The sequence below is a fragment of the Actinoplanes octamycinicus genome, from assembly GCF_014205225.1.
In the GTDB taxonomy this organism is placed as follows: Bacteria; Actinomycetota; Actinomycetes; order Mycobacteriales; family Micromonosporaceae; genus Actinoplanes; species Actinoplanes octamycinicus.
In genome coordinates, this window is the sequence record NZ_JACHNB010000001.1 from 6,809,602 (window position 1) to 6,834,458 (window position 24,857).

Annotated in this window: 34 protein-coding genes and 1 riboswitch; of the genes, 20 read left to right on the forward strand and 14 right to left on the reverse strand. The window is 71.8% G+C overall.

Going from position 1 to position 24,857, the window contains the following annotated elements; genetic code table 11:
- Positions 1 to 347: 347 nt before the first annotated feature.
- Positions 348 to 1,736, reverse strand: coding sequence for an amino acid permease (locus BJY16_RS30395; protein ID WP_185042977.1), 1,389 nt, complete (start codon positions 1,734 to 1,736; stop codon positions 348 to 350).
- Positions 1,737 to 1,829: 93 nt separating this feature from the next.
- On the opposite strand from BJY16_RS30395, the gene BJY16_RS30400 reads away from it, so the two are divergent.
- The 3 genes from BJY16_RS30400 to BJY16_RS30410 are packed head-to-tail and all read left to right on the forward strand — an operon-like array spanning position 1,830 to position 3,087.
- Positions 1,830 to 2,243, forward strand: a complete 414-nt coding sequence (locus BJY16_RS30400; RefSeq protein ID WP_185042978.1) for a TetR family transcriptional regulator — start codon at positions 1,830 to 1,832, stop codon at positions 2,241 to 2,243.
- A gap of 11 nt (positions 2,244 to 2,254) precedes the next feature.
- Positions 2,255 to 2,614 carry a hypothetical protein gene (locus tag BJY16_RS30405; RefSeq protein WP_185042979.1) on the forward strand — a complete coding sequence of 120 codons (360 nt, stop codon included), beginning with the start codon at positions 2,255 to 2,257 and terminating at the stop codon, positions 2,612 to 2,614.
- On the forward strand, positions 2,611 to 3,087 hold the full coding sequence (locus tag BJY16_RS30410; protein WP_185042980.1) for a GNAT family N-acetyltransferase: 477 nt from the start codon (positions 2,611 to 2,613) through the stop codon (positions 3,085 to 3,087). Before BJY16_RS30405 ends, BJY16_RS30410 begins: the two co-directional genes overlap by 4 nt.
- Positions 3,088 to 3,098: 11 nt before the next feature.
- Here BJY16_RS30410 and BJY16_RS30415 read toward each other — a convergent pair whose 3' ends face one another.
- The 3 genes from BJY16_RS30415 to BJY16_RS47675 are packed head-to-tail and all read right to left on the reverse strand — an operon-like array spanning position 3,099 to position 4,656.
- Positions 3,099 to 3,620, reverse strand: a complete 522-nt coding sequence (locus tag BJY16_RS30415; RefSeq protein WP_185042981.1) for a P-loop NTPase family protein — start codon at positions 3,618 to 3,620, stop codon at positions 3,099 to 3,101.
- The gene (locus BJY16_RS47670) at positions 3,617 to 4,303 is read right to left on the reverse strand and encodes an alpha/beta fold hydrolase (RefSeq protein WP_239177742.1); all 687 of its coding nucleotides are present in this window, start codon (positions 4,301 to 4,303) and stop codon (positions 3,617 to 3,619) included. Before BJY16_RS47670 ends, BJY16_RS30415 begins: the two co-directional genes overlap by 4 nt.
- Positions 4,300 to 4,656: a hypothetical protein gene (locus BJY16_RS47675; protein ID WP_239177744.1), complete on the reverse strand. Its 357-nt coding sequence runs from the start codon at positions 4,654 to 4,656 to the stop codon at positions 4,300 to 4,302. The genes BJY16_RS47670 and BJY16_RS47675 overlap by 4 nt, the downstream gene beginning before the upstream one ends.
- 44 nt (positions 4,657 to 4,700) lie before the next feature.
- Here BJY16_RS47675 and BJY16_RS30425 point away from each other — a divergent pair, with 44 nt between their 5' ends.
- Positions 4,701 to 4,904: a hypothetical protein gene (locus BJY16_RS30425; protein WP_185042983.1), complete on the forward strand. Its 204-nt coding sequence runs from the start codon at positions 4,701 to 4,703 to the stop codon at positions 4,902 to 4,904.
- A 109-nt stretch (positions 4,905 to 5,013) separates the two neighbouring features.
- Here BJY16_RS30425 and BJY16_RS30430 read toward each other — a convergent pair whose 3' ends face one another.
- On the reverse strand, positions 5,014 to 6,009 hold the full coding sequence (locus BJY16_RS30430) for a S8 family serine peptidase (RefSeq protein WP_185042984.1): 996 nt from the start codon (positions 6,007 to 6,009) through the stop codon (positions 5,014 to 5,016).
- A 113-nt stretch (positions 6,010 to 6,122) separates the two neighbouring features.
- Positions 6,123 to 6,200, forward strand: a riboswitch (cobalamin riboswitch).
- Positions 6,201 to 6,257: 57 nt separating this feature from the next.
- Between BJY16_RS30430 and BJY16_RS30435 the strand changes: the two genes are divergently transcribed.
- The 5 genes from BJY16_RS30435 to BJY16_RS30455 all read left to right on the forward strand — a co-directional run bounded on the left by BJY16_RS30435 (position 6,258) and on the right by BJY16_RS30455 (position 9,279).
- Positions 6,258 to 6,461: a CbtB domain-containing protein gene (locus BJY16_RS30435; protein WP_185042985.1), complete on the forward strand. Its 204-nt coding sequence runs from the start codon at positions 6,258 to 6,260 to the stop codon at positions 6,459 to 6,461.
- Positions 6,452 to 7,189 carry a CbtA family protein gene (locus BJY16_RS30440; protein ID WP_185042986.1) on the forward strand — a complete coding sequence of 246 codons (738 nt, stop codon included), beginning with the start codon at positions 6,452 to 6,454 and terminating at the stop codon, positions 7,187 to 7,189. The genes BJY16_RS30435 and BJY16_RS30440 overlap by 10 nt, the downstream gene beginning before the upstream one ends.
- A gap of 145 nt (positions 7,190 to 7,334) precedes the next feature.
- Entirely contained in the window at positions 7,335 to 8,078 is a 744-nt protein-coding gene (locus BJY16_RS30445) for a hypothetical protein (protein ID WP_185042987.1), read from the forward strand.
- Positions 8,079 to 8,127: 49 nt separating this feature from the next.
- The gene (locus tag BJY16_RS30450; protein WP_185042988.1) at positions 8,128 to 8,589 is read left to right on the forward strand and encodes a MaoC family dehydratase; all 462 of its coding nucleotides are present in this window, start codon (positions 8,128 to 8,130) and stop codon (positions 8,587 to 8,589) included.
- Positions 8,590 to 8,907: 318 nt separating this feature from the next.
- Positions 8,908 to 9,279 (forward strand): hypothetical protein, encoded by a 372-nt coding sequence (locus BJY16_RS30455; protein ID WP_185042989.1) that lies wholly within the window; start codon positions 8,908 to 8,910, stop codon positions 9,277 to 9,279.
- A gap of 99 nt (positions 9,280 to 9,378) precedes the next feature.
- Here the strand turns inward: BJY16_RS30455 and BJY16_RS30460 are convergent, their stop codons facing one another.
- Positions 9,379 to 10,563, reverse strand: coding sequence for an RNA polymerase sigma factor (locus BJY16_RS30460; RefSeq protein WP_260418974.1), 1,185 nt, complete (start codon positions 10,561 to 10,563; stop codon positions 9,379 to 9,381).
- Positions 10,564 to 10,631: 68 nt separating this feature from the next.
- Positions 10,632 to 11,003 (reverse strand): YciI family protein, encoded by a 372-nt coding sequence (locus tag BJY16_RS30465; protein WP_185042990.1) that lies wholly within the window; start codon positions 11,001 to 11,003, stop codon positions 10,632 to 10,634.
- 132 nt (positions 11,004 to 11,135) lie between these two features.
- Here BJY16_RS30465 and BJY16_RS30470 point away from each other — a divergent pair, with 132 nt between their 5' ends.
- Entirely contained in the window at positions 11,136 to 12,644 is a 1,509-nt protein-coding gene (locus BJY16_RS30470; protein WP_185042991.1) for an MFS transporter, read from the forward strand.
- Positions 12,645 to 12,826: 182 nt separating this feature from the next.
- On the opposite strand, the gene BJY16_RS30475 is transcribed toward BJY16_RS30470, so the two are convergent.
- Positions 12,827 to 13,597 carry a helix-turn-helix transcriptional regulator gene (locus tag BJY16_RS30475; protein WP_185042992.1) on the reverse strand — a complete coding sequence of 257 codons (771 nt, stop codon included), beginning with the start codon at positions 13,595 to 13,597 and terminating at the stop codon, positions 12,827 to 12,829.
- Between the two features lie 206 nt (positions 13,598 to 13,803).
- On the opposite strand from BJY16_RS30475, the gene BJY16_RS30480 reads away from it, so the two are divergent.
- Entirely contained in the window at positions 13,804 to 14,907 is a 1,104-nt protein-coding gene (locus BJY16_RS30480; RefSeq protein WP_185042993.1) for an AbfB domain-containing protein, read from the forward strand.
- Between the two features lie 87 nt (positions 14,908 to 14,994).
- Here the strand turns inward: BJY16_RS30480 and BJY16_RS30485 are convergent, their stop codons facing one another.
- Positions 14,995 to 15,387 (reverse strand): VOC family protein, encoded by a 393-nt coding sequence (locus BJY16_RS30485; protein ID WP_185042994.1) that lies wholly within the window; start codon positions 15,385 to 15,387, stop codon positions 14,995 to 14,997.
- 157 nt (positions 15,388 to 15,544) lie between these two features.
- On the opposite strand from BJY16_RS30485, the gene BJY16_RS30490 reads away from it, so the two are divergent.
- The gene (locus BJY16_RS30490; protein ID WP_185042995.1) at positions 15,545 to 16,123 is read left to right on the forward strand and encodes a P-loop NTPase family protein; all 579 of its coding nucleotides are present in this window, start codon (positions 15,545 to 15,547) and stop codon (positions 16,121 to 16,123) included.
- Between the two features lie 79 nt (positions 16,124 to 16,202).
- Here BJY16_RS30490 and BJY16_RS30495 read toward each other — a convergent pair whose 3' ends face one another.
- Complete coding sequence (locus BJY16_RS30495; RefSeq protein ID WP_185042996.1) at positions 16,203 to 16,655, reverse strand: HIT family protein; 453 nt, start codon at positions 16,653 to 16,655, stop codon at positions 16,203 to 16,205.
- A 73-nt stretch (positions 16,656 to 16,728) separates the two neighbouring features.
- Complete coding sequence (locus tag BJY16_RS30500) at positions 16,729 to 17,733, reverse strand: phosphotransferase (RefSeq protein WP_185042997.1); 1,005 nt, start codon at positions 17,731 to 17,733, stop codon at positions 16,729 to 16,731.
- 23 nt (positions 17,734 to 17,756) lie between these two features.
- On the opposite strand from BJY16_RS30500, the gene BJY16_RS30505 reads away from it, so the two are divergent.
- From BJY16_RS30505 to BJY16_RS30515, 3 genes are read left to right on the forward strand one after another with little or no spacing between them, the layout of a single operon-like run.
- The gene (locus tag BJY16_RS30505) at positions 17,757 to 18,764 is read left to right on the forward strand and encodes a DUF4037 domain-containing protein (RefSeq protein WP_185042998.1); all 1,008 of its coding nucleotides are present in this window, start codon (positions 17,757 to 17,759) and stop codon (positions 18,762 to 18,764) included.
- Between the two features lie 30 nt (positions 18,765 to 18,794).
- The gene (locus tag BJY16_RS30510) at positions 18,795 to 19,307 is read left to right on the forward strand and encodes a SigE family RNA polymerase sigma factor (RefSeq protein WP_185042999.1); all 513 of its coding nucleotides are present in this window, start codon (positions 18,795 to 18,797) and stop codon (positions 19,305 to 19,307) included.
- Positions 19,304 to 20,269, forward strand: coding sequence for a hypothetical protein (locus BJY16_RS30515; RefSeq protein ID WP_185043000.1), 966 nt, complete (start codon positions 19,304 to 19,306; stop codon positions 20,267 to 20,269). The genes BJY16_RS30510 and BJY16_RS30515 overlap by 4 nt, the downstream gene beginning before the upstream one ends.
- Positions 20,270 to 20,289: 20 nt before the next feature.
- Here the strand turns inward: BJY16_RS30515 and BJY16_RS30520 are convergent, their stop codons facing one another.
- The 3 genes from BJY16_RS30520 to BJY16_RS30530 all read right to left on the reverse strand — a co-directional run bounded on the left by BJY16_RS30520 (position 20,290) and on the right by BJY16_RS30530 (position 21,788).
- Positions 20,290 to 20,631, reverse strand: coding sequence for an ester cyclase (locus BJY16_RS30520; protein ID WP_185043001.1), 342 nt, complete (start codon positions 20,629 to 20,631; stop codon positions 20,290 to 20,292).
- 46 nt (positions 20,632 to 20,677) lie between these two features.
- A complete protein-coding gene (locus tag BJY16_RS30525; RefSeq protein WP_185043002.1) occupies positions 20,678 to 20,929 on the reverse strand; it encodes a YciI family protein in 252 nt (83 codons plus the stop codon).
- A 76-nt stretch (positions 20,930 to 21,005) separates the two neighbouring features.
- Positions 21,006 to 21,788: a hypothetical protein gene (locus tag BJY16_RS30530; protein ID WP_239177746.1), complete on the reverse strand. Its 783-nt coding sequence runs from the start codon at positions 21,786 to 21,788 to the stop codon at positions 21,006 to 21,008.
- 88 nt (positions 21,789 to 21,876) lie between these two features.
- On the opposite strand from BJY16_RS30530, the gene BJY16_RS30535 reads away from it, so the two are divergent.
- From BJY16_RS30535 to BJY16_RS30555, 5 genes are all read left to right on the forward strand, one after another.
- Entirely contained in the window at positions 21,877 to 22,377 is a 501-nt protein-coding gene (locus BJY16_RS30535) for a hypothetical protein (RefSeq protein ID WP_185043003.1), read from the forward strand.
- Positions 22,378 to 22,546: 169 nt separating this feature from the next.
- Positions 22,547 to 23,359, forward strand: coding sequence for a DUF4262 domain-containing protein (locus tag BJY16_RS30540; protein WP_185043004.1), 813 nt, complete (start codon positions 22,547 to 22,549; stop codon positions 23,357 to 23,359).
- Positions 23,360 to 23,399: 40 nt separating this feature from the next.
- Positions 23,400 to 23,627: a hypothetical protein gene (locus tag BJY16_RS30545; protein WP_185043005.1), complete on the forward strand. Its 228-nt coding sequence runs from the start codon at positions 23,400 to 23,402 to the stop codon at positions 23,625 to 23,627.
- A gap of 85 nt (positions 23,628 to 23,712) precedes the next feature.
- The gene (locus BJY16_RS48665) at positions 23,713 to 24,324 is read left to right on the forward strand and encodes a permease-like cell division protein FtsX (RefSeq protein WP_185043006.1); all 612 of its coding nucleotides are present in this window, start codon (positions 23,713 to 23,715) and stop codon (positions 24,322 to 24,324) included.
- Positions 24,321 to 24,857, forward strand: coding sequence for a SigE family RNA polymerase sigma factor (locus BJY16_RS30555; protein WP_239177748.1), 537 nt, complete (start codon positions 24,321 to 24,323; stop codon positions 24,855 to 24,857). Before BJY16_RS48665 ends, BJY16_RS30555 begins: the two co-directional genes overlap by 4 nt.

Genomic DNA, 24,857 nt, shown 5'->3' on the forward strand with positions numbered 1-24,857 from the left:
GGCCCGCGCAGCTTCCGCTCCCGGTGGCGGCCGCCGCAACCGGCCGGCCGGCTGGGCTTCACGGGTGCTTCGGGACGGTCGAGGCACCCGTGGGACCCAGCCCGGGAGCGCGCGAGCCGTGGCCGCTCCCGGTGGCGGCCGCCGCGAACGGCCGGTCGGCTGGGTTCCGCGGGTGCTTCGGGATGGTCGAGGCACCCGTGCAACCCAGCCCGGGAGCGCGCGAGGCGTGGCCGCGGCGGTGCTCGGCTGCGGCAGGTCGGGGCGCTCGTCCTCGACGAGGGCGGGTGGACGCGCGGCGACAGCGCGGGCGCGCGGTGGGCGTACGGAAATCGGATTTTGAAAGGTTGTCAGGTGCGGTTGAGGTTGGAGTGTTTGCGGCTGTAGGTGAAGTAGACGATCAGGCCGATCAGGAACCAGACGGCGAAGCGCAGCCAGGTGACCGGGTCCAGGAAGGTGATCAGCCAGAGGGAGAAGACGACGCCGAGGACCGGGATGACCGGCATCCACGGCAGGCGGAAGGTGCGTGGCAGGTCGGGGCGGCGGTAGCGCAGCACGATGACGGCGATGCAGACGACGACGAAGGCGAGCAGGATGCCGATGTTGGTCAGTTCGGCGGCTTCGCGGATCGGCAGGAAGCCGGCGATGGCGGCGGACGCGATCCCGGCGATCCAGGTGACCCGGGTGGGGACGCGGCGCACCGGGTGGGTGTGGGCGAACCAGGACGGCAGCAGGCCGTCGCGGCTCATCGCGTACCAGACGCGGGTGACGCCGAGCATGAAGGTGAACATGACGGTGAGGATGCCGATGATGGCGCCGACCGCGATGACGTCGGCCAGGCCGGTGAGCCCGACCGCGGCGAAGGCGCTGGAGAAGCCGCTCTCCGGGTCGATGTCGCGGTAGTCCTGCATGCCGGTGAGCACCAGGGTGGCCAGTACGTACAGCACCATCGAGATGATCAGTGAGTAGATGATCGCCTTGGGCAGGTGGCGGCGGGCGTCGGCGGACTCCTCGGCGGCCGTGGACATCGCGTCGTAGCCGAAGACGGCGAAGAAGACGGTGGCGGCGCCGGTGATCGCGCCGCCGACGCCGAACGGGAAGAACGGCGTGTAGTTGTCGGTGTTGATGTGGAACCAGCCGACCACCACGATGATCAGCACGATCACGACTTTGAGGCCGACGACGGCGGTCTCGGCGCGGGCGGCGGCGCGGATGCCGAGGTTGAGCAGGCCGGCGATGAGCAGGCACAGGATCAGGGCGAACAGGTCGACGACGTGGCCGTCGCCGCTGCCGGGGGCGCCGAGCATCCAGGCGGGCAGGTCGGCGCCGAGCTCGCCGACCAGGAAGCCGAAGTAGCCGGAGATGCCGATCGCGACGACCGAGACGATCGCGGTGTATTCCAGCAGCAGGTCCCAGCCGATGAACCAGCCGGCGATCTCGCCGAGCACGGCGTAGCCGTAGGTGTAGGCGGAGCCGGCTTTCGGGATCATGCCGGCGAACTCGGCGTAGGACAGGGCGGCGGCCGCGGAGGCGACGCCGGCGATCAGGAACGAGAGCAGCACGGCGGGGCCGGCGGTCTCGTGGGCGACCGCGCCGGCCAGGGCGAAGATGCCGGCGCCGATGATGCCGCCGACGCCGATGGCGGTCAGCTGCCACAGCCCGAGGGTGCGGGCGAGGCCGGTGTCGCGGTCGTCGGTGATGTCCTCGACCGGTTTCCTGCGGAAGATCTCCGAGCGCATGGCACCTCCCTGTCGTATCTATGACCTTAGATGGAAAAGTTTAGGAACGATTGTTCTTGACTGGTCGTTCCTAAACTTTGTAGGCTGATCGGCATGGGACGACCACGAGCGTTCGACGAGACCGAGGCCGTGCAGGCCGCCGCCGCGCTGTTCGCGCGCCGCGCGTTCGACGGGGTGTCGGTCGACGACCTGGTCAGCCACCTCGGCGTGCACCGCAACAGTCTCTACCAGGTGTTCGGCAGCAAACGCGGGCTCTACCTGCGGGCCCTGCGCTGGAGCCTGCAGCACCAGGTCCGGCCGCTGCTCGGCGCCGACACCGCGGTGCTGGTCCGCGAGCCGGCCCTGGACCTGCTGCTGATGGCCGCCACCGAGCGCGCCCCGGCCGACCCGGAGGTGGCCCAGGAGGTCAGCGCCGTGCTCGCCGAGCTCGACACGGCCACCCGGCCGGAAACCACCGCGACCCTGCTCGGGATGCGCCTGCGCGCCCGGATCACCGCAGAAGGATAGGAGCGTCCACCATGCCCGCAGACGTCCGCATCGACGGCGACACCCTCATCGTCGAGGTCCTCGGCATCGACAAGCTCTGGGCGCTCAAGAGCCGCCTGCAGATTCCGCTGGTCAACGTGGCCGGCGCGACCATCGACCCGGGCATCGACCGGGAGTTCAAGGGGATCCGCACCGGCGGCACACACTTCCCCGGCTGGCTGACCGCCGGCCGGTTCCGCAAGAACGGCGAGAAGGTGTTCTGGGACGTGCGCGACCCGAACAAGGCGGTCGTCATCGCCCTGCGCGACGAGTCGTACGCGCGCCTGGTCGTCGAGGTCGCCGACCCGCGCGCCACCGTCGACCTGGTCGAGCACGCCATCACCCGGTCGTGAAGCCCACCGGCCGGAGCACCCCGGCCATCACCGCCGCCACCCCGGCCGACCTGCCCCGCATCCTGCGGATCCGGCACGCCGCGTTCACCCGGCACGCGCCCACCGCATACCCGGCCGAGCAGGTCGAGACGCTGCTGCGCGACGTCTCCCCGGACGAGCTCAGCGCCATGATCTCGGCCGGGACGCTGTTCGTGGCCCGCGCCGCCGGGCAGGTGCTCGGCTGCGCGGGCTGGCGCGACGACCGGCTACGACACGTCTACGTCGACCCGGACGCCACCCGCCGCGGCATCGGCACCGCCCTGCTGCGCCACGTCGAAACCGACTTCCGGGCCCGCACCGGCCGATCCGAGCTCGCCGCCGGCGTCGCCCTGCACGCCGAGGCCTTCTACCTCGCCAACGGCTACCGCCTGGTGGACCGCGCCCGCGCCTGGGACGGCAGCACCTACCTGCGGATGCTGAAATCCCTGTCCTGAGCCCGCGGCGATCACGAAGGTGGCAGGGAGTCCAGCCAGGCGCGGACCGCCCGCGGGCGGCGCAACACCAGCACCGGCGGCATCGCCGGATCCCGCTGCCAGGCCCGCAACCGGGCCCGCTTGCGCGGCAACGACCGGAACTGCTGCACCAGCAGCGAATCCCGGGTGAACAACTCCCGCACCGACTCGACGTTGCCGTTGCACACCGGCGTGCGGGTCACCGACCGGTGCACGGTGCGGCGCAACAACCGCCACAGGCACACCGCCCGCGACAGATCCAGGCCGACGACCAGGTCAGCGCGCGCCATCGGCACGTCCAGCCACGACAGATACGCGCTGTCGAGCACCCACGCGTCCCCGGCGCACACCGCGGCGATCCGCTCCCGCTGCACCGCGACCGGCACCTGCACCCAGCCCGGCTCCCAGGTCAGGTCGTCGACCGCCACATACGGCAGACCGGTACGGGCGCTGATCGCGGCGGCCAGCGTCGACTTGCCGGAGCCGGTCACCCCGTAGACCACGACCCGCCTCATGCCCGCGGATGCAGGAACCGGTGGATCTCGGTGACGAACGCGGTCGGCTGCTCCACGTGCACATCGTGCCCGGCGGTCACCGACACCAGCGTCGCGTCCGGGATCCGGTCGGCCGCGTCGGCCAGCAACTCGTGCGGGATCGGGCTCTCCGCCCCACTGATGATCAACGTGCGGACCGGCAGCCCGGACAGCGCCTCCCACCACGCCGGATCCGGATCGTCGAGCTGAGCGCGGATCTGGTTGACCACGGCGACGTCGAACGGGACCGGCTCGGTCGGCGGCTGCAGCGGCGGCCGCGACAACGCGCCCGGCCGCGGCGCGACCGCGTCCTCCAGCACCAGGTGGCTGACCCGGTGCGGGGCGGCCAGCGCGAGCAGCTCGGCGACCACCGCGCCCATCGAATGACCGATCAGCAGGCACTCGTCGATCCCGGCCGCGTCCAGGAACGCCAGCATGTCGTCGCGCATCAACTCGAACGAATACTTGCCCGGCCGGGAACTGCCGCCGTGCCCGCGCAGGTCCACCGCGTACACCCGATGGGTCTCGGCCAGGTCCGGCAGGACCGTGTCCCAGTCGGCGGCACTGTCCCCCAGCCCGTGCAGCAGCACCGCGGGCGGATTGCCGGCCACCCCCGCCGTGCGGTAGGCGATCGTCACTCCGTTGACGTCCAGCGACTCCGTCACGAATTGCTCCCCCTGCTCGGTCCGCGGATCAGCCACCAGGCACCGGCCAGGAAGGTGAGCACCACGATCCCAGCTGTCGCGCCGGCCAGAACGAGCCCCCGCAGGCCGCCGAACGCGACGAGCACACTGCCGGCGAAGGCTATCAGGGACACCACGATCAGGGGACGCACCGGCGTGCGCGGATACCGGTCCAGCCACCGCCACCCGTAAGTGGCCACACCGACGACCAGCACGGTCAGCAGCCACTGCCACGGCCGGCCGGCGACCAGGGCGAGCAGGACCACGATCGAGGCGATCCACAGCCCGGACAGGGCCAGCGAACGGGCAGCGGCACGACGAGCAGCCCGGTCCATGCCCGGCAGGGTAGTCCGCGCCGGCAACGGGTATGTGCCCCGACATGACCGACAGCAACGACGTCGCCGGTGCCAGCACCGACCAGCACACCTCCGGCCACCGCGAGCAGGGCACCTTTCAGACCGACGAGCCGCCGACCTCGGCCACCCCGGCCGACGGCAGCACCAACGCCGGCATCAACCAGCACCACGCCAACCGGCCCGCCTCCGACACCGACCCCGAAGCCATGCCCGAGATCCCGGACTGACCCTCCGGCCCGCTGCCACTTTCCGGATTCTTCATCCGGTACGGCGGGGAGCCCCGCACCACCGCCACGCGCGTCGTGCGGGGCTGCCGCCGGTCCAGGACAACGCGCGCTAGTCGGCGGGCCGCCAGCCGCGGCGGCGGGCCCGGGTCACCGCGAAGGCGATCAGGCCCAGCACCGCGCCGGCGCCGACGGCCGACCCCGCCGCCCAGTACACCGGGCGGCGCGACACCGCGGGGCCCACCGCGTACCGGGAACTCCGATCGGGGTCGGCCGCGGCCGGAACGCGCGGCGCCGGCCCGGAACCGGCCGCGGTCACCGCGCGATACGGGTTCACCCGCCGCCCCGCGTCGCTGGTCGCCACCAGCCGCCGGCCCACCCCCGCGGCCGGCAGCTCCGGGAAGCGCTCGCACACCAGCGCCGCCGTCCCCGACACGACCCCGGCCGCGAAACTCGTCCCGGCATCACCGACCGCGACCAGATCCACCTGCGGCCCCACCGGCGAGAACGACGCGGCCTCGCCCGACGACAGGATCGCCCCGACGCCGAGCACCCCCGGATACCCGGCCGGGAACTGCGGTCCCGCCCCCGGCTGGTTCCCGGCAGCCGCGACCACCACCACACCCCGGCCGACCGCGAACGCCACCGCGGCCCGCACCCGCGGATCATCCGCCCCGACCACCAGCGAGATGTTGATCACCTGGGCGTGGCCCGGACCCGCCGCCCACCGGATCCCGTCGGCCACCCGCGCCACCCCGGCCCCGTCCCGCGGATCGCCGTCGGCCACCCGCACCGGCACGATCCGCACCCCGGGCGCCACCGCCACCACCGACGCCGCCACCGCCGTCCCGTGCCCCACACAGTCCCGGCGCCCCGCCAACTCCCCGCGCAGCAGGTCCCGCCCCGCCACCACCCGGCCGGCCACCTGCGCGTTCCCCGCGTCCACCCCGGAATCGACGACCGCCACCCGCACCCCGGCGCCGGACGCGACCGGCGCCACGACATACGGCACCGACACCACCGGCACCGGCGGCGTCACACACCCCGGCGGCTCCCGGACCGGCAACGGAGCGGCCAGCAACGCCAGCGTCCACACCAGCCGCACCATCCACCCCCACCCGAAACAACGACGACCGTGAATGTTATCCGCGCCACGCCATCCCGGTTGTGCCCCCACCACCACGACCGATAGGTTGTGGGAGCCATCTGCGGCGTCGTGAGGGAAACCGGTGCAATTCCGGTGCGGTCGCGCCACTGTGAATCGCCCCCCGGCCACGGGGACGCGATGAGTCAGGACACTCACCCGTCCGCAGCCCGTCCACCGGGACGCGTCATCCCGTAGGAGGTTGATCAACCATGCCCAAGGCCCCGACCGTGCGGCCCCTCGCCATCCCCGCCATCTCCACCCGCCTGCTGCTCACCGCCGCCGGCGTCACCCTCCTGCTGCTCGCCCTGGCCTACCTGGTCGCCTTCGACCAGGGCGCCCTGTCCCGCAGCGGGATGTACATGCACGAGCTCATGCACGACGGCCGCCACCTGCTGGGCGTCCCGTGCCACTGAAGCTCAGCTTCGGGCGCCTCCTGACCGCCGGACTGCTCGCCGGGCTCATCGCCGGCCTGCTGGCCGGCGGTTTCGCCTATCTCACCGGCGAACCCCGCATCGACGCCGCCATCGCCATCGAGGAACAAAACACCCTCGCCCACGGCGCCGCCGGCGGCGGCGAAGAACTCGTCAGCCGCGAAACCCAGAAAAACATCGGCCTCACCCTGGCCACCACCCTCTACGGGATCGCCCTCGGCGGCTTCCTCGCCACCGCCTACGCCCTGCTCCGGCGCCGCCTGCACACCAGCAGCGACACCCGCGCCGCCCTCGGCCTGGCCACCGCCGCCCTCACCGGCATCGTCCTGATCCCCTGGCTCAAATACCCACCCAACCCACCAGCCGTCGGCGACCCCGCCACCATCAGACAACGCACCATCAGCTACCTCGCACTGCTCGCCCTCGGCCTGGTCGCGATCTGGGCCGGCGTCCTCGCCGCCCGCACCCAAACCCAGGAATGGCGCCGCGCCACCGCCGGCACCCTCGCCTTCCTGATCGTCGTCACCATCGCCTACACCCTGCTCCCCGCCACCAACGAGGTCCCGGACACCTTCCCCGCCGACCTGCTGTGGCAATTCCGGCTCGCCTCCCTCGGCACCCAGGTCGTCCTCTTCAGCGCCCTCGGCCTCGCCTTCGCCGGCCTGCTGCACCGCCTCGCCACCAGCAAACCGGCCACCGTCGACGCCTGACCACACCACCCGACGCTGCCCGGCCACCCCGGGCAGCGTCTTTTCATGTCCGGTACGACCAGCGCCGGGGTACACCCAGCCACACCACCAGCAAGGGCCCCCGCCGTAGTGCCCCAGCAGCAGCACCCCTGCTCTACTCGAAGCCGTGATCCGGTTACTTCTCGCCAGCGGCACGACCCTGGTGGCGGCATTCGTGCTCGCCCCCGCCGCCCTCCTCAACAACCCCGACGACGTCCTGCGCGACTCGCTCGGACCAGCCCTCGTCGCATACTGGCGAGCCGGCACACCACAGTTCCCCGCAGCCCTGGCCGACCTGGTCGACTACTGGTACCGCTGGCACGCGATCAAAGTCGTGATCAGCGCGCTGATGCTCACCGTCTTCACCCTGCTCGCCGTCGCACTCTGGCGCCGCCACCTGCACCGCGCCACCGCCCGATACCCCGCGATCGGCGCGACCGTCTTCGCCGTCCTCGCCACCGGGCTGCTGATGCTCAACATCCAGGCGACAGCCGTCCCAGTGATCGCCCTGCTGTCCCTGCTGCCCGACAGCACACCCGGCCGCGACCTCGACCAGGCCCTGCAACAGATGCGCCAAGCCCTGACCGAGCCGGCCGGCTCACCCGCACTGACCGCACTCCTCGGCCAAGCCGAGCACTACCACTGGATCATGGCAGCGATGGCCGCCACGCTGACGACCGCAACCGGCCTGGCCAGCGCATTGCTGTGGAGACGACGTCACGCCGGCAACCCCCGAATCAGCTCCATGCGCAAGACCCTCGGCATCATCCTCGCCCTCACCGCCAGCCTGCTCCTGCTCGCGGCGACAGCCAGCACCCTGTCCGCCACCACACCCGCCGACACCCTGCGCGCCGTCATTAGTCCGAGCTGACCCGCCCGCCTCCGGCCATCGGCCACCCCAGCTCCACTAGGGTGGGACAATGGCGCGGTTCACCGGACTAGACGACCTGCTCGGCCACGACGAGCTGGGCACCAGCGACTGGCACCTCGTCGACCAGGACCGCATCGACGCCTTCGCCACCGTCACCGGCGACCACCAGTGGATCCACACCGACCCGCACCGCGCACAGAAAGACGGCCCGTTCGGCACCACCATCGCCCACGGCGCCCTCACCCTCTCCCTGTGCATGACCTTCCTGACCGAGGTCGTCCAGGTCGACAACGTCACCTTCGTCGTCAACGGCGGCTTCGACCGCGTCCGCTTCCACACCCCGGTCCGCTGCGGCGCCCGCCTCCGCGGCAAGGTCCGCCTCCTGGAAGCCCGCCGCCTCCCCTCCGGCGCCCGCCTCATCCTGCGCACCACCGCCGAGATCGAAGGCGAACGCCGCCCCGCCTGCGTCGCCGACCAGATCCTCGCCCTCTACGAGACCCCGCCGGCCTGACCCCCGCCCCCACCGGGCGTGCCCCCTTTCCTCGATCGGCCGATGACCGGCCCCGCACCGCCCGGCCGCACATCTGGTCGTCACGACACGGCCATCGTCGGAGCGGCCGGGCGCTCATGGCGTTCGGCCGCTCAGGATTGCCGGGCGCCACCCGGACAGCCCCCACCACCACCGAGCCGTCGCCGCGTTGTCCGACGTTGTTTGTCTGACCAGCGCGGACAGGACCCAGACAACCGGCACGCCGCTAGAAAGAGGTCTCGTCGGAATCGAGCCAGGGCGCGGGCAACCCGCCGGCCCGTCGAATGAAGGAGACCAAGGATGAGGATCAGACCGGCCCTCGCGGGCGTCATGACGATCGCCGCGACGGCCACGGCACTGGCGGTCGCCGATCCCGCGGCCGCCCTCAACCAGAAGACCTGCAAGGTGAAAGCCGACGGCCGCGACCTCGACTGCATCACCCAGACGCTGGACCTGGCCGGATCGAACCTGTTCCACATCGCCACCACCGGCGCGGCCGGCTACAACTGGCGCCTGGTCGTCACCGACGTGCAGAACCGCGTCGTCGTCGTCAACGAGCGCTTCACCGGCAACGCGAGCGTGTGGCGGACCAACGTCTACTCCGACTACACCGCCTACCTCCGATGCGACACGGTCTGCCCGAACGTCACGTTGTACTTCGCCAACGGCTGACGATTCGCACCACCCGGGCAGGGCCGCTTCTGCCCGGGTGGTCGGCGAAGCCGTCCTTTTTGGTGTAGGTGCGGCTTGCCGCACTGCCTCTAGGTCGTCCTAGGAAGATAGGAAGAGACGACTGGCGCGGGACTCCAGATGCCGCCGCTCCGCCAGACTCGCCGTGCCCTTCGCCGCCAGCCGGTACAACGCGTACGCCTGCTCGGTGTCGCCCGCCTGCTCCAGCAGATGCGCCCGCACCGACAACAACCGGTGATGACCGGCGATCCGCTCGTCGGCGTCCAGCCCGGCCAGCAGCGCCAGCCCGGCCGCCGGCCCGGACACCTCGGCGAGCGCCACCGCCCGGTTCAGCGTCACCATCGGGTTCGGCGCGATCCGCTCCAGGATCAGATACAACGCGTACACCTGCTGCCAATTCGTCTCCGCGGCCGTCGCCGCGTCCGCATGCGTCGCCGCGATCGCCGCCTGCAACTGGTACGGGCCGAGCGCCGCCGCCCCCAGCGACGACCTGGCCAGCTCCAAGCCCTCCGCGATCAGCTCCCGGTCCCAGGCCGACCGGTCCTGCTCGGCCAACGGCACCAGATCACCGGACGCCGTCGTCCGCGCCGCCCGCCGCGCATGAGTCAGCAGCATCAACGCCAGCAGCCCGGCCACCTCCCCGTCCGCCGGCAGCCGCGCCCGCACCAACCGGACCAGCCGGATCGCCTCCACCGCCAGATCCGGCCGGTCCAGCGCGGCGCCCGACGACGCCGTATAACCCTCGTTGAAGATCAGATAGAGCACGTGCAGCACCACCGGCAACCGCTCCGCCCCGGCCGGCAGCGGAAACGACCCGCCCGCCGCCCGGATCCGCTGTTTCGCCCGGCTGATCCGCGCCGCCATCGTCTGCTCCGGCACCAGGAACGCCCGCGCGATCTCCGCCGTGCTCAACCCGCCGACCGCCCGCAACGTCAACGCCGTCTGCGACGCCGCGGTCAACGCCGGATGACAGCACAGGAACAACAGCAGCAGCGTGTCATCGGTGTCCGGCACCTCCGGCGGAGCCAGCTCCGCCGACACCGCCGTCTCCCGCTCCCGGCGCGACGACTCGCTGCGCACCTCGTCGATCAGCCGCCGCGACGCCACCGTCATCAACCAGCCCCGCGGATTGCCCGGCACCCCCTCCACCGGCCACTGCACCGACGCCGCCAGACCGGCCTCCTGCACCGCGTCCTCACAGCCCTCGAACTGCCCGTACCGGCGCACCAGCGCCCCGAGGACCTGCGGCATCAACTGACGCAGCAGGTCCTCGACCGCCGGCCCGGCCGCCCCTTCAGCAGCCGGCCCGGTCACGCCTCCAGCAACCGGACCGGTCACGCCTCCAGCAGCCCGTCCGCGAACATCACCTGCCGCACCTCGACCCCGAGCCCCTCGATCGCCGCGTCCGGGATCTGCGCCGCCAACTCGATCGCCCGCGCCTTGTCCTCCACGTCGACGAAATAGAAGCCGCCCAGGAACTCCTTCGCCTCCAGGAACGGCCCGTCGGTCACCACCGGCTGCCCGTCGCGCACCCGCACCACCGCCGCCTGCGACGGATCCACCAGCGCCTGCGTCGTGATCAGCTCCCCGGACTCCTTCACCGCGTCCATGAACCGCCCGTGCCCCTCCCCGATCGCCGCCTTCTCCTCATCGGTCAGCGCGTCCAGCACAGCCGGGTTGATGTGCATGATGATCAGGAACTTCATCGCGTACCCCAAAGATCTCGCGGGCCCCGGCAGGGGCCCTCTCGCCAGGTGGTCGGAACCGACCCGCCCACCTTGACATCCCCCACCGACATTCTCGTGTCAAGAAACCCCGGCCCGCTCCGACCGCAGGTCATGAGAACCAACCGCACCTGGCTGGGACTGATCATCCTGATGCTGCCCACCCTGATCGTCGCCATGGACCTGACCGCGCTGCTGCTCGCCCTCCCGGCCCTCGCCGCCGACCTCGGCGCCAGCAACGTCGAACAACTGTGGATCAGCGACAGCTACGGCCTGGTGGTCGCCGCCCTGGTCATCACGATGGGCACCCTCGGCGACCGGATCGGCCGCCGACGACTGCTTCTGATCGGCGCGGCCGCCTTCGCCACCCTGTCGCTGCTGGCCGCCACCGTCACCAGCCCCACCCAGCTCATCGTCCTGCGCGCCCTGCTCGGGGTGGCCGGCGCCACCCTCACCCCGTGCACCCTCGCCCTGATCACCACCATGTTCCCGGACCCGCACGACCGCGGCCGCGCCATCGCCGCCTGGGCCACCGCCCAGTTCACCGGCGGCGCCCTCGGCCCGGTCCTGGCCGGCCTGCTGCTGCAGCACTTCCGGTGGGGTTCGATCTTCCTGCTCGCCGTCCCGCCGATGCTGCTCCTGCTGGCCACCGGCCGCCTCCTGCTCCCGGAACACCGCGCCGAGCAGCCCGGCCGCCTCGACCCGGCCAGCGTGGCCCTCTCCCTCACCGCCGTCCTGCTGCTGATCTACAGCCTCAAACAGGGGACCGCCGGCGGCACGACCGCCGCCCCGCTCACCGCCCTGCTGCTGGGCACGGCAACCGCATGGCTTTTCGTACGACGTCAAGCCCGTCTCGCCACCCCCCTGCTCGACCTGCGCCTGTTCCGCGATCGCACGGTCACCACCGTGATCGTCGCCCTGATCGGCGCCGGCATCGCGATGGCCGGCACCGGACTGCTCGTCACCCAGTACCTGCAAGGCGTCCTCGGCTACTCCCCCGCCCTGGCCGCCGTCCTGTTCGCCCCGATGGGCCTCGGCGTCGCCGCCGGCACGATGACCGCCCCCGCCGTGGCCCGCCGGCTGCCCGCACCGACCGCCATCGCCGCCGGCCTGGCCCTGTCCGCCCTCGGCAGTCTCCTGCTGCTGGCCGGCTCCCTACCCGCCATCATGCTCGGCATCACGGTCCTCGCCCTCGGCACCGGCCCCCTGTTCGCCCTCGGCACCGGCCAGATCCTCGCCGCCGTCCCACCCGCCCGCGCCGGAGCCGCCGCTGCCATGTCCGAAACCGGCAACTACTTCGGCGGCTCCCTCGGCTTCGCCCTGCTCGGCGTCCTCGCCGCCGTCATCTACCGCACCCGCATGCACGGCACCTCCGACTCCCTGGCCGGCGCGCTGGCCACCAGCCACCAGCTACCCGCCGCCGAAGCCACCACCCTGCTGCACGAGGCCCGGGCCGCCTTCACCACCAGCCTGCACGGCACCGCCCTGACCGCGGCCCTGATCTTCACCGCCCTCGCCCTGCTGACCCACACCACCCGCCGCGTTCCCGCCCCTTCGGCCGAACCGGCGGTTCCTGTCAGACCGCCCGCCGAGGCTCGGCAGCACCCCTCCCATGGAGGATGATCACCATGGCATAGCTCGCCGTCCCCGAAGGCTTGACCACCGTCCCGGACCGAGCTTTGACCGCGGCCAACGGCCATGACTTCCGGCTGGGCGGGAAGGCCACCCCTTTCCGGCGTCAGGGAGCCGATCCCGGCTGCGCGCCGACGCGTGCCGGGGTCACCACGGCGCCCGGCTCCGGCGCGTCAGTACTCGGTCCTGTCAGCGTCCGGCAGCAGACCCAGACGGCCGGCTTTCAACACGGCGCTCAGCCGGTCCCTGGTCCGCAGCTTGGCGTAGATATGTTCTAGGTGCTTGTGCACCGTGCGGGGGGAGACACCCAATCGGTGGCTCACGGCGACCGCCGTCAGGCCATGGGCGGTGAGGGCGAGCACAGCTGTCTCCCGGCCGGTGAGCGTCACGTCCGCCTGGCGGCCGGCGGCCGAAGACTCCGGTGCGAGCCGGGCCAACACACGGGCCTGCCGCGCCACGCCAGTCAGCAGCGGTTGCAGCCGGTGAGCGAGGTGGACGTCGCCGTCGGTGAAGTCTTCGTCCTGCCGAGCCACCACGAACACCGCCATCGCCGCGGGGCCGTAGAAGATCGGAACCGCCATCTGGTGACGCAGGCCGAACGACTCGGTGCGCTCGCGCCATTCGCCGTACCGGCGATCGACGAGACAGGCCGGAACCCGCGCCACGGTCCACGCGGCCGACTGGCCGGTGACACTGAACCACCGGACCAAAGGATGCTCGTGCAAGCGGCCGTCGACGAAGGTGAGCCAGGCAGCCCGGGAAAAGCCCGGATGCAGCTTCATCCCGCCGAGGGATCCGCCCGGCGTGCGATACGTCCAGCAGCCCGATCCGGCGGCAAACGTGGTGATCAGCTGCCGCAGCAAGCGGTCGTGCGGGAAGTCCGTCAGCGGTTCACGCAGGAGCGAACCGATGATGTCGAGCCAGCGCCCGGCCTCGTGGTTCATGTCCGGCATTAACTGTCCCGATCGGTGAGTGGTCGTAGTTGTACGTATATCCATCCGAACGAAGCGACGGCCAGGCTGATGCCCTATCCCGACAGTGGAGGTGAATCAGCATGCTGAGCGGAGACTTCCGAGTCACACTCAACGGCTTCCGAGTGATGACCGAGACCTGGGACGACATGTGGCAGGGCGACGGTAAGCGAGACGAGGTGCAGCTGAGCACCGGCATCACGGTCGCTTCGGCCCGGACCGGCAACGTGATCTACCGCGGCCAGCCCACCAGTCCGGTCCTCGGCGACACCAACAACCAGAATGGGCGCGTGCGCGCGGGCAGCGCGTCGAACAAGGGAGGTCTCCGATCCGGGGATTCCTTCCCCACCAGCACCCCGTGGATCCGCGACTCGCTCAACATCGGGCGGGACTGGCCGCCCTGCAAGGTGTGGGAGGGCACCCTGACGCAGGGCGAAGACGTCTGCCTGATCGTCCCCACCATCTGGGAGTACGACCCCGGCCAGCACTTTCTCGAGGGCTGGGCCGATTGGGCGTTCGACATCGGTACCAAGATCCGCGATCGGCTGCCCAGCTTGGTCGGCCCCCATGCGCAATGGCAGGTGAACGCCCTTTCCCTCGGCTTGGACCTCGCGGTGAGCATCAAGAAGATCACCGGCACGTCGGCGAGCCGGCCGATCGGCATGAAACCCGACCCGAAGAACCGGGACACGCACGTCTTCGACCCGTACGTACTCGTACTCAACTACGACACCGCCGACCGGATCGCGCGCGAGGAGCCATCCGGGCGGGGGCGCGGCGTGCTGGCGGTGCGCTATCTGGAGTCACCCGACCTGCGCGGAGACTACATGCTCTATTTGCAGGTCGACCGCGTGGACAACGACACCCGGCCGGTCCGGCTCCGATCGGCCAACTACCCGGACCGCTTCATCCAGCACCGCAACTTCCTGGTGGAACTCGTCGAACCGACCACCGACGGCGACCGCCGGGACAACGCCTTCGTGCCCGTGCCCGGCCTGTCCGACCCGGCAGGCGTCTCGTTCGAGTCGATCAGCTTCCCCGGGCACTACCTGCGCCACCAAGGCTTCGAGCTGAAACTGCAACCCCGCACCGAGGACGCACTGTTCATGCTCGACGCGACGTTCCGCGAGCTCCCCGGGCTCGCCGATCCGAAAGCATCGTCATTCGAGTCGGTCAACTACCCCGGTCACTTCCTCCGGCACCGCGGCTTCCGGATCTACCTCGACCCGGCGATCAGCGAGACGCTGTACCGGCAGGACGCCACCTTCTTTCGCGTGTACTGATCCTTGACCAGCGGGAGGCCGCGTGGTCGCAAGCCGGCGCGGGCCGGGCACGGAAGCACGCTTTCGGCCCGGCCCGTCGTCCGGAGGTCAGCCCAGTACCTCGTTGATCTCGATCAGATGGCCGTCCGGGTCCCGGAGGAACGCCCGCACCTCGCCGCCCCACTCCGGCTCGGACGGCTCGCCGAGCAGCTCGACCCCGGCGGCGGCCAGCTCGGCGCACGCTTCACGGCAGTCCGCCACCTGCACCACTATCGCGGCCACCACCGAGCCCGCACCGGGGTCCGGCAGCGCCAGGGCTACCGACCCACGATCCGGCGGCGGCTCACCGGCGGCCGCGAGGTGCAGGACGCCCGGGCCGCTCACCAGCTTCGCGTAGGTCTCCCACACGACCATCGCCTCGAACCCGAGCCGCCGATAGAACGTCACGCTGTCCGCCACGTCCCGCACCACCAGCAGCGGCGCCACTCCCGAAACCAGCACGATCCCTCCCCCGATCCGACGGCACCGTAACCCAGAAGTCGTGTTCGTCGGCGAAGCCGTCCTTTTTGGTGTAGGTGCGGCTTGCCGCACTGCCCCTAAGTCGTCCTAGGACAATAGGAAGAAACTGCTACCCGCCATGATCTTCTAATCTGTTGTCGTGCCGCTGCTGACTTGGAACGACGCCCTGCCCGACCGGCCCAACCGGGTTTTGATCGCGGGCACCTCCGGCGCGGGCAAGACGACGCTGGCCACGCTCGTCGCCCACCGGTGGCAGCTACCGCGGGTCGAGCTCGACGCCCTGCACCACGGGCCGGACTGGGAGCCGCGGCCCACGTTCGTCGCCGAGGTCGAGGCCTTCACGCAGCAACCGCGCTGGGTCACCGAGTGGCAGTACACCGGGAAGCTCGGCGACCTGCTCCCCAGCCGGGCGGACTGCGTGTTGTGGCTGGACCATCCCCGTCGCCTGGTGATGCGCCAGGTCGTCGGGCGCACCCTGGTGCGGCGTCTCCGGCGCCGGCAGCTGTGGAACGGCAACGTCGAGCCGCCGCTGTGGACCGTGTTCACCGATCCCGACCATGTGGTGCGCTGGGCGTGGCGCACCCAGGGCAGCCCCGGCCGGCGAGTGGCGGCGCTGCTGGACCGGCGAGGACGGGACGTGGTCGTGGTCCGGCTCCGAGGCCGCCGCCAGGTGGCTCAGTGGATCAGCCGCAACCTCACCGAGACGCCGGCGGCGTGACAGAGAGGTCGGCGGCGTGACAGATAGGCCGGCGGCGTAGCGGCTGGGCAGGTGGCGCGGACGGCGTACCGCAAAGGGTCTAGATCAGGTTTTTGGTGATGGCGGCGCGGAGGTGGTCGTGGGCGGGGCCGAGCGGGGCCTCCGACCACTTCGTCCGCGGGTACCACCAGACCGGGCCGCTGCGGATCTCCGCCGGTTCCCACTCGTAGCGCGGGAAGATGTGCGCGTGCAGGAATGGGTCGGTGTTGCCGAGGATCTCCAGGTTGACCCGGCGGAAGGCCGGATCGAGCGCGGCGCAGGCCCGCTCCACCGCCTCGGCCAGGCGGTCCATGCTCTCCAGGAACGCCAGCCGGCCGGCCCGCGGCAGATCGCTCAACCGGGACACCGCCGGATCGTCGGTGAGCAGCACGCAGTAGCCCGGCAGGAACTGGGTGTCCCCGATCACCGCGAAACCGCCCGGCAGCCGGGCCAGCACGGTCGGGTTCTCGCCCCGCGCCGCCGATCCGATCCGGTCCGCCCGCCAGTCACTCACCGGACACCACCGACATGAGACGCCCGCCGGTCACTCACCCGGACACCACCGACATGAGATGCCGGAAAGTCACTCATCGCAACGCCTCCCCCGCCCACCGGACCACCACTTCGAGGACCGGCGCCCGCCCGGCGAACCGCTCCGGCCAGCCCCGCGCATCATAGGCGGCCGCCGCTTGCTCCCGCATCAGGCTGTCGATCATGCGAGGCGCCAGCCAGAAGTACTTCGCCGCCCCGGTGATCATGATGGCGCGCTGCACCAGCGACGGATCCACCTCGGACAGGCCCCGGGCATACCCGTCGGCGACCGCCTCGAGGACGCCGTCCATCAGCGACAGGTCGATCAGCCCGTCGAAGAACGTGTCCAGGGCCAGGTTCGCCGCGTCCTCCCCGATCGCTCCCGGCCCGGCGAACGCCCAGTCCAGCAGCACCGGCCCGGACTCGGCGAGGACCAGGTTCATCGGCCAGACGTCGTGGTGGCACAGCGTCCGCGGCAGCCGGTCGGCGGCCGCGAGCAGCTCGTGCCGGCAGTCCCACAGCTCGCGCAGCCGCGCCCGCAGTCCGGGCTCCCACGCCGCTGCCACGATCGGGTGGTCCCAGTCCACGGCGTCCGGCACCGGCTGGGCCAGGGTGTAGTCGCGCAGGAAGTCCCGCGCCAGCCAGGGTCGCCGCGGCGGATCACCCACCCAGCGGTTCTGCCCCACCCCGAGCCGGTAGGCGATCTCGCCCAGCTCACCGGGCCGCCACGACGCCATCGGCGCACCCCGCACGTCGGCCAGCAGCATGGCCACCGACCCGTCGGCGCGCTCCTCCAGCGAGTACAGCTCCGGGACGGACAGTCCGCCGGCCGCGAAGGCGGTCCGGGCCAGACCTTCCGCGTACGCGGTGGGCTCCCGCCGCCAGTAGTTGAAGTGCCCGGGGTCATCGCTGGCCGCCAGGTGCGCCGCCGCACCGTCGCGGTGCCGCATCACCAGCTTGAGCACCGCCGACCCGCCGTCGTGCGGTACCCGCCAGACGCCGCCGGTCACCTCGTTCACGGTGGAATGGACCAGCTCCTGGGCACCCTCCTTGATCCACATAGTCGCGATGCTAAACCTGGACCATGCCTGAATTCCGGCCCGGCGTGGAACTGTCCCGCCTCTTCTACCTGGAGGCGGTCCGCCCGCTGCTCGGCGACCGCCCGCACATCGCCGCCCGGATCGGCCCGGGCAGCGACGTGCTCGGCTACGACACGGAACGCTCCACGGACCACGACTGGGGACCCCGGCTCGACCTGTTCGACGTGGATCCGGAGGTTTCCGACGAGCTGCGGCACAAGCTGCCGAAACGCTTCCACGGCTGGCCGACGAACTTCGTCCCGCCCGGCGCCCGGGTCCGCTCGATGGCCTACACCGACGGCCCGGTGGACCACTACGTCACCGTCACCGCCCTGGACACCTGGCTGACCAGCAAGATCGGTGACGACCCGGACTGGCTGGCCATCCCCTGGCAGCGCCTGCTGGAGTTGACCAGCGGCGCCGTCTTCCACGACCCGGACGGCGAGCTGACCCGGATCCGCGACCGCTACACCTGGTACCCCGACGACCTCTGGCGCTACGTCCTCGGCTGCCAGTGGGCACGGATCGCCCAGCAGGAGGCGTTCGTCGGGCGCACCGCCGAGCTCGGCGACGACACCGGCTCCCGCGTCGTCACGGGCAGCCTGGTCCGCGACCTGGCCCGGCTGCTGCTGCTCCAGCAACGGCGCTGGCCGCCGTACGCGAAATGGCTCCTCACCGCGATCAGCAGCGATCCGGTCGCCGCCCACCTGGCCGACGCCGTCGCGGCCGGCGACGTGGACCGCAGGTCCGCGGCCCTCTGCGCGGTCTACGAGGAGGCCGCCCGCCGGCAGAACGCGCTCGGCATGTGCCCGCCGCAGGACGTCCACCGGCGGCCCTACTTCGACCGCCCCTTCCCGGTGATCGACGCCGGCCGGTTCGCCGCGGCGCTGCTCGACGGCCGGGAGCCGATCGGCTCGATCGACCAGATCTCCGACAGCGCCGAGATCCTGGAGCGCCCAGAATGCTGTCAGATGGTAAACGCGGCGGCGCACTCACCACGTCTAGGAGGGTGACGGCAAGTATCCGATCGGGGGGACCGACGAGTGCAGAGCGGATTCGAGGACTACGTCAGGGCACGGGGTGACGCGCTGCGCCGGTTCGCCTACCTGCTCTGCGGCGACCGGCACCTGGGCGAGGATCTCGTCCAGGAGGTGCTGGTCAAGGCGTACCGACGATGGTCGCGCATCGAAACCGACCAGCCCGACCGGTACCTGCGCACCGCGCTCGTCCGGTCGCACGTCTCGTGGCTGCGCCGGCTGTCCAACGCCGAGCGTCCCACCACGATCAGTGACGACCGGCCGGCCGGCGGCGGCGACTTCGCCGACCAGCAGGCCAGCCGCGACGAGCTGTGGCACCGGCTGGCCGGGCTGACCCGGGCGCAGCGCGCGGTGCTGGTGCTGCGCTACTACGAGGATCTCGACGACCGGCAGATCGCCGAGATCCTGCGGTGCGCGCCGAGCACCGTCCGGGTGCACGCCATGCGGGGCCTGGCCCGGTTGCGCGACGACATGAGCCCCCGCCCGCTCCCCACCACCATCTCGGAGGCCACCCGATGACGCTCGAAGACGACCTGCGCACCACGCTGCTCGACCGGGCCGCCACGCCCGCGCCGGCGCCGGACCTGTGGGCGAGCGTCACCGCCGGGGTCCAGCGCGACCGTCGCCGCCGCCGGACCGTGGTGGCCGTCGCGGCGGCCGCGGTCGTCGCGGCCGGCGCTGCCGTGCCGGCGCTGCTGCACGACCGTCAGCGGGCGGCGCCCAGCACCCCGGCCGCCTCGGTGGCCCCGACACCGGCCGCCCCGCCGGTGATCTTCCCGCTCCGGCCCACCTGGACGCCGTCCTGGCTGGACACCGGCTCCTTCACGGTCACCAGGATGGGTCCGAACGTGCGGATGGACTTCACCAGGGACATCATGCTGAGCACCGAGATCGGCCCGCTCCGGGGTGACTGGGAGGTCGAGGCGACCGACGTCGACCAGGTCGACATCCACGGGCAGACCGCCGAGCTGCGGTCCGCCGGCACCTACGACGGCGCCGGCCCGGGCGACCGGTTCACCGGGGTCCGCTGGCGGCTCCCGGACGGCCGCTGGATCACCGTGCTGAGCATGGGCCGGATGACCAGGGACGAGCTGCTGCAGTACGCCCGCGGCCTGGCCGGTGGCCGCCGGCCCGCCCTGCTCGGCGCCCCGTTCACGCTCCCGTTCGTGCCGTCCGGGCTGGTCGTGCAGTTCGAGGCGGAGGACGCGCTGTGCTTCGCGTCCCCGCGGGTCGCGGCGACCGAGCGGCAGCCGTCCGGGCTGTGCCTCACCGTGGACACCGACCGCTGGGACCACGCGGACGCGGGCGAGACCTGGGACATCGGTGGCCGGCAGGTCGCCTACTACCCGGAGGCGGCCAGCCTCTCGGTCCAGTGGGGCGGTGACACCGCGATCGATGTGACCTGGGACCCGGAGGAGATCCCGCTCACCCACGAGCAGGTGGTGCAGCTGGCCGCCGGCCTCCGCTACGTCCACCGCTGACCGCTTGCGATCACGGGGCGTCAGCGCAGCTTCAGCGTGCTGACGCCCCACAGCTCGGCGATCTTCCCGTCCGCCACCCGGAAGATCTCCAGCAGCGTCCCGGTCTGCTCCCCGGCCCGGAAACTGCCCCGCGCCGCCACCCGGTCCCCGTCAACCAGGATGTCCTCCGGCACGATCCGCAGGTCCGGGAACTTCTGCCGGATCAGCTGCCAGGCCGACCGGATGTGTTCACGCCCGCGGGTCCCCATCGGATGGCTGTGGAAATCCTCGGTGAAGATCTCGTCGACCGCGTCCAGGTCCCCGGCGCCGGCCGCCGCATACATGCGCCCCACCAGCGCTTCCGCCTCCGCCCGGCTCACCATGCCGCCAACCCCCATCAAGATCAAGATCCGCCTGGTGTACGCCCGGTCAGCTGACGATCGGGTGCCACTCCCGGACGCTGACCACGGTCACGCCCGGCGTGCTGAAGTACGGATCGTTGCGCAGCACCTCCTGCGGGTCGGCGGTGTCCAGCACGATCACCGCGCCGGAGTCGTCCGCCAGCGGCCCGGCCATCCGGACCGTCCCGGCCGCGTGCAGCTTGCCCAGCAGCTCCCGATGCGCCGGGCGCGCAGCGAGCCGCTCCGGCTCCGCCCCGAACGCCAACTCCACGATCCACATGCGGCCACGATATGCCGATCGCCGCCGCAGCGAGACCCCGCCGGTTCCGGCCCGCACCACCGGCGGTCCCGATCGGTCAGTCCCCGAAGGTGACAGCGATCTCGCGGTAGACGTTCTCCACGAGGTCCAGCCGCTGCCAGCAGAAGCGGCCCGAGTCCGCCTCGTAGACCGCCCGCCCGGTCGGGCTCCACAGCGCCTCGGGCGACACCGCCTCCGTGCCGGCCGCCACGAACTTGCGGGCCTCCGCCACCGCGGCGGCCGCGGTCAGCAGGTCGTACCGGGCCTGCTGCCGCTCCTCAGCGTCCATCCCGGCCGGTTCCGCCGGGGTGTCGGCGGCGATGGCATCGGCCACCGACAGCCACTCTCCCGCGTCCAGCAGCTCGGACGGCTTGTCCCCGCCGAAGCTGGGCTGCGCCGGGTCGGGGATCGGTGTCTCGTCCGGCAGCCGGAAGACGAACTCGCGCGGGTTGCCGCACCCCGGGCACCGGCCGCTGTACCGGCTGCACGGCTCGCCGTCCACGATGACGACCCCGAAGTCCCGGTCGAACGCCGCCTCCCCGCACACGTCACACTCGTGCAGGTCCATGAAGAGGTGGGCCTCGGCGGCAGTGCGGGCCAGGCCGAGCACCCGGAAACCCGGCGGGCGGGCGGCTTCCTCCTCGGTCATCCGGAACGTGAACTCGCGCAGCTTGGCGCACTCGCCGCAGGTGAAGCTGAACCGGACGGCCGAGACGCCGCCGATCAGCACCGCCTCGCCGGTCCGGTTCTCGATCTCGGTCTCGGTGGCGCCGCACACGCACGGGCGCTCCCCTACGTAGGCGAGAACCTCGTCGAAGGTGCGAGCGTACGGAAACGCCATCGGCCTACCTCTCAGTCTGCGGACCTGCCGACAGGGGGCGAACGAGCAGCCGCACCATTATCGCCGCACGGTCGGTAGGGTCCACAGCATGGCCGGGACCGTGGAAGCGCTGCTGTTGAAGGTGTCCGACGAGGGCCGGGCGCGGCTGACCCCGCCGACCGTGGACCTGGCCGCGGGCACCGGTCTGGTGCTGCTGCCGCTGACCGAGGAGATCACCGAAGGCCTGCCGGGCGACGGGGTCGTGGACGGCTTCTACGAGCTGACCACCGGGGTCGCCGATTGGGCGCGGGACCTCTCCCGGTACGGGACGGTGGCCTACCTGCACAGCGAGTTCTTCGGCGGCGGCGGCTTCCACGCGGCGATCGCCTGGCGGGACGGTGCGGTCGCGTGGGGCCCGATGTTCACCGCGACGTCGGCGGGCGAGGCGGAGGAGCACTACACCGTCGCCGCCGACCGTCACCAGATGGCCGCCAACGTGCTGCTGCGCTGGCTCGGCGTCCACCGCGGCGACGCCATCGACGAGTACGCCGCCGCCGGCCTCACCAACGGCCGCTGGACGAAGGACTGGGCGTCCCAGGCGGCCCCATGACATGGACAGGTTGAACCGGCCGTGGTGGTCGGTCATGATCAGGCCGACGGTGCAGGTGCGGCCGGTCAGCAGGCAGGTTGCTACCGAGCTGGGGACGGCGCCGGGCCGAGTGGTCATATCATTCGCCGCGGACGACCGCGCTTGATCATGCTGGCGGTAGCCTCACCGGGTGGACGCTCAGCCCTGTCACTGCCTGCTCTGCCAGGTGCCGCCCGCCGAGCAGACCTGGGACGAGCGGGACCGCGGCATCGCCGACAAGATCCGCCGCTTCGGCTGGAACGTGAACGGCGTCGCCGGCGGGTCCACCCCGGACTGGGCCTACTCGATCGGCATCTGGCACACGCTGCGCCGCCCGGAGGTGTGCGTGTTCGGCCTGCCCGCGAGCACCGCGATGAGCATCGTCAACGTGGCCGGCGACCTGTTCCGCGACGGCGCCGCCGGGCCGGACGGGCAGCGGCGCGACGACGTGCTCAACGGGTACGACGTGGTGCTGCGCACCGTGCGGCCGAGCTGGTACCGGCACTTCTTCGGCGCCGGCATCGACTTCTACCAGCGTCCCCCGATGCCGATGGTGCAGGTCGTCTGGCCGGACCGGGACGGCCGCTTCCCGGGGGAGCCGGGCGTGGACCGGTGGTGCGACGAGTCCCAGCCGCGGCTCTGGGTCGAGCCGGAGGACCATCCGGACGGCCCGTGGACCGAGCACGACCCGTACGAGGGCTGGCCGTTCCGCACCAGCCTGCCCTACTGCCTGGTGCACGCCTCGCCCGACGTGGCGGCCGGCACCGCCCCGGTCGGCACGGTCCTGCGTGACGCCGACGGCACCTGGTGCTTTCTCGAGCCGGGCGCCGACCGGGCGGCGGCCGAGCAGGTCAAGCTCCGCGACATCGTGACCGCGCACCCGGACGTGCAGGAGGTCGCCGGGCTGGCCCCCGGTGAGCGCGCCGACCGCCGGCCGGACGGCACGTGGCGTACCGAAAACTAAATCGCTGGCGTGGGGTGCCGTGCGCACCGAGGATACGGCGATGTCGAACACACCCGAAGGTTTCACCTACCGGATCCGCAAGAACGGCGAGGTGGAGATCCTGCACCACGGCCGCTCCGCCGCCGTGCTGCGCGGCCCCGCCGCGGCCCGCTTCCTGGTCGACGTGGAGGACGACGACCCGCAGGAGCTGATGGCCCGGCTCACCGGCAACTACAAGCACGGCAACGAGCGCACCGCCAAGCAGCACCCGCGCAACCGCCGCCGATGACCCGGCACCGCGAGATGTGACCTGATCGGCCGCCCACCCAGTCATACCGGCAGAGACCCGAACGCCGGCAGCGAGGAGAGCGACCGTGACCAGGAACGTACGTGACTACTTCGACGAGGCGGTCAGCGGTGACCCGGGCGCCCCGCTCGACGAGATGGCGGCCGTCGCCATCGCCTCGGGCGGCCGGCTGCGCCGGCAGCGGCGCACCCGCCGGATGGTGGCCGCCGTGGCCGCCGGAGCGGTCGCGGTGACCGGTCTTAGCCTGTGGCGCGGCGCGCCCGACCCGGCCGGTCCACCGGAGACGGTGGCCGCCGCGATGCAACAGGTGAGCGCCCCGTCCTGTCTGCCGCGCCCGGTGCAGACCGACGCCACCGACGTGGTCGTGGTGCTCGCGTCCACGGCGACCGACGCGCAACGGGCGGCGCTGCGCACCGCGCTGGGCGGCGACGCCCGGGTGAGCGCCATCGAGTTCGACACCCGGGAGCAGGCATACCAGCGTTTCCGTGACCGCTGGGCGGACAACCCGGACCTGCTCGCCGTGGCCGCCGCCCAGCCGTTCCCGGAGTCGTTCCGTCTGCGCCTGGTGAGCGCCGGGCAGTTCGCCGGCCTGCGCGCCGACTACGCGGCGTCGGCCGGCGTCGACCAGGTCATCGGCCGCCGGTGCGGCACGGACGCGCCGGTCGGAGGGGCCCTGTGACCGACACCCGGGTCGCGGCCGCCTCGGCGGAGGAGATGACCGGCCGGGACGCGGAGTTCACCGCGTTCGTGGTCGCGGCCGGCACCCGGCTGCGCCGCAGCGCCTACCTGATGTGCCGGGACTGGCACCTCGCCCAGGACCTCACCCAGCAGACCCTGGCCAAGGTGTACGCCGTCTGGGACCGCGTCCGCCACGACACCAACCTCGAGGCCTACAGCCGCCGGGTGCTCATGAACACCGTCTTCGACCAGCAGAAACGTCGCAGCGGCTCGGAGCTGGTGCTGGCCGAGCTGCCCGACCGCCCGGACCGCACCCCGCCGGGCAGCCCGGAGCTGCGCCTGCCCCTGGTGGACGCGCTGGCCCAGCTGCCGGTCGAGGACCGGGCGATCCTGGTGCTGCGCCACGCCGAGGACCAGAGCGTCGACACGGTGGCCGCGATCCTCGGCCTGTCCGTCTCCGCCGTGAAGATGCGCACCGCCCGGGCCCTGGCCCGGCTGCGGACCCTGCTCGGCGAGGACTTCCCGGACCACTGA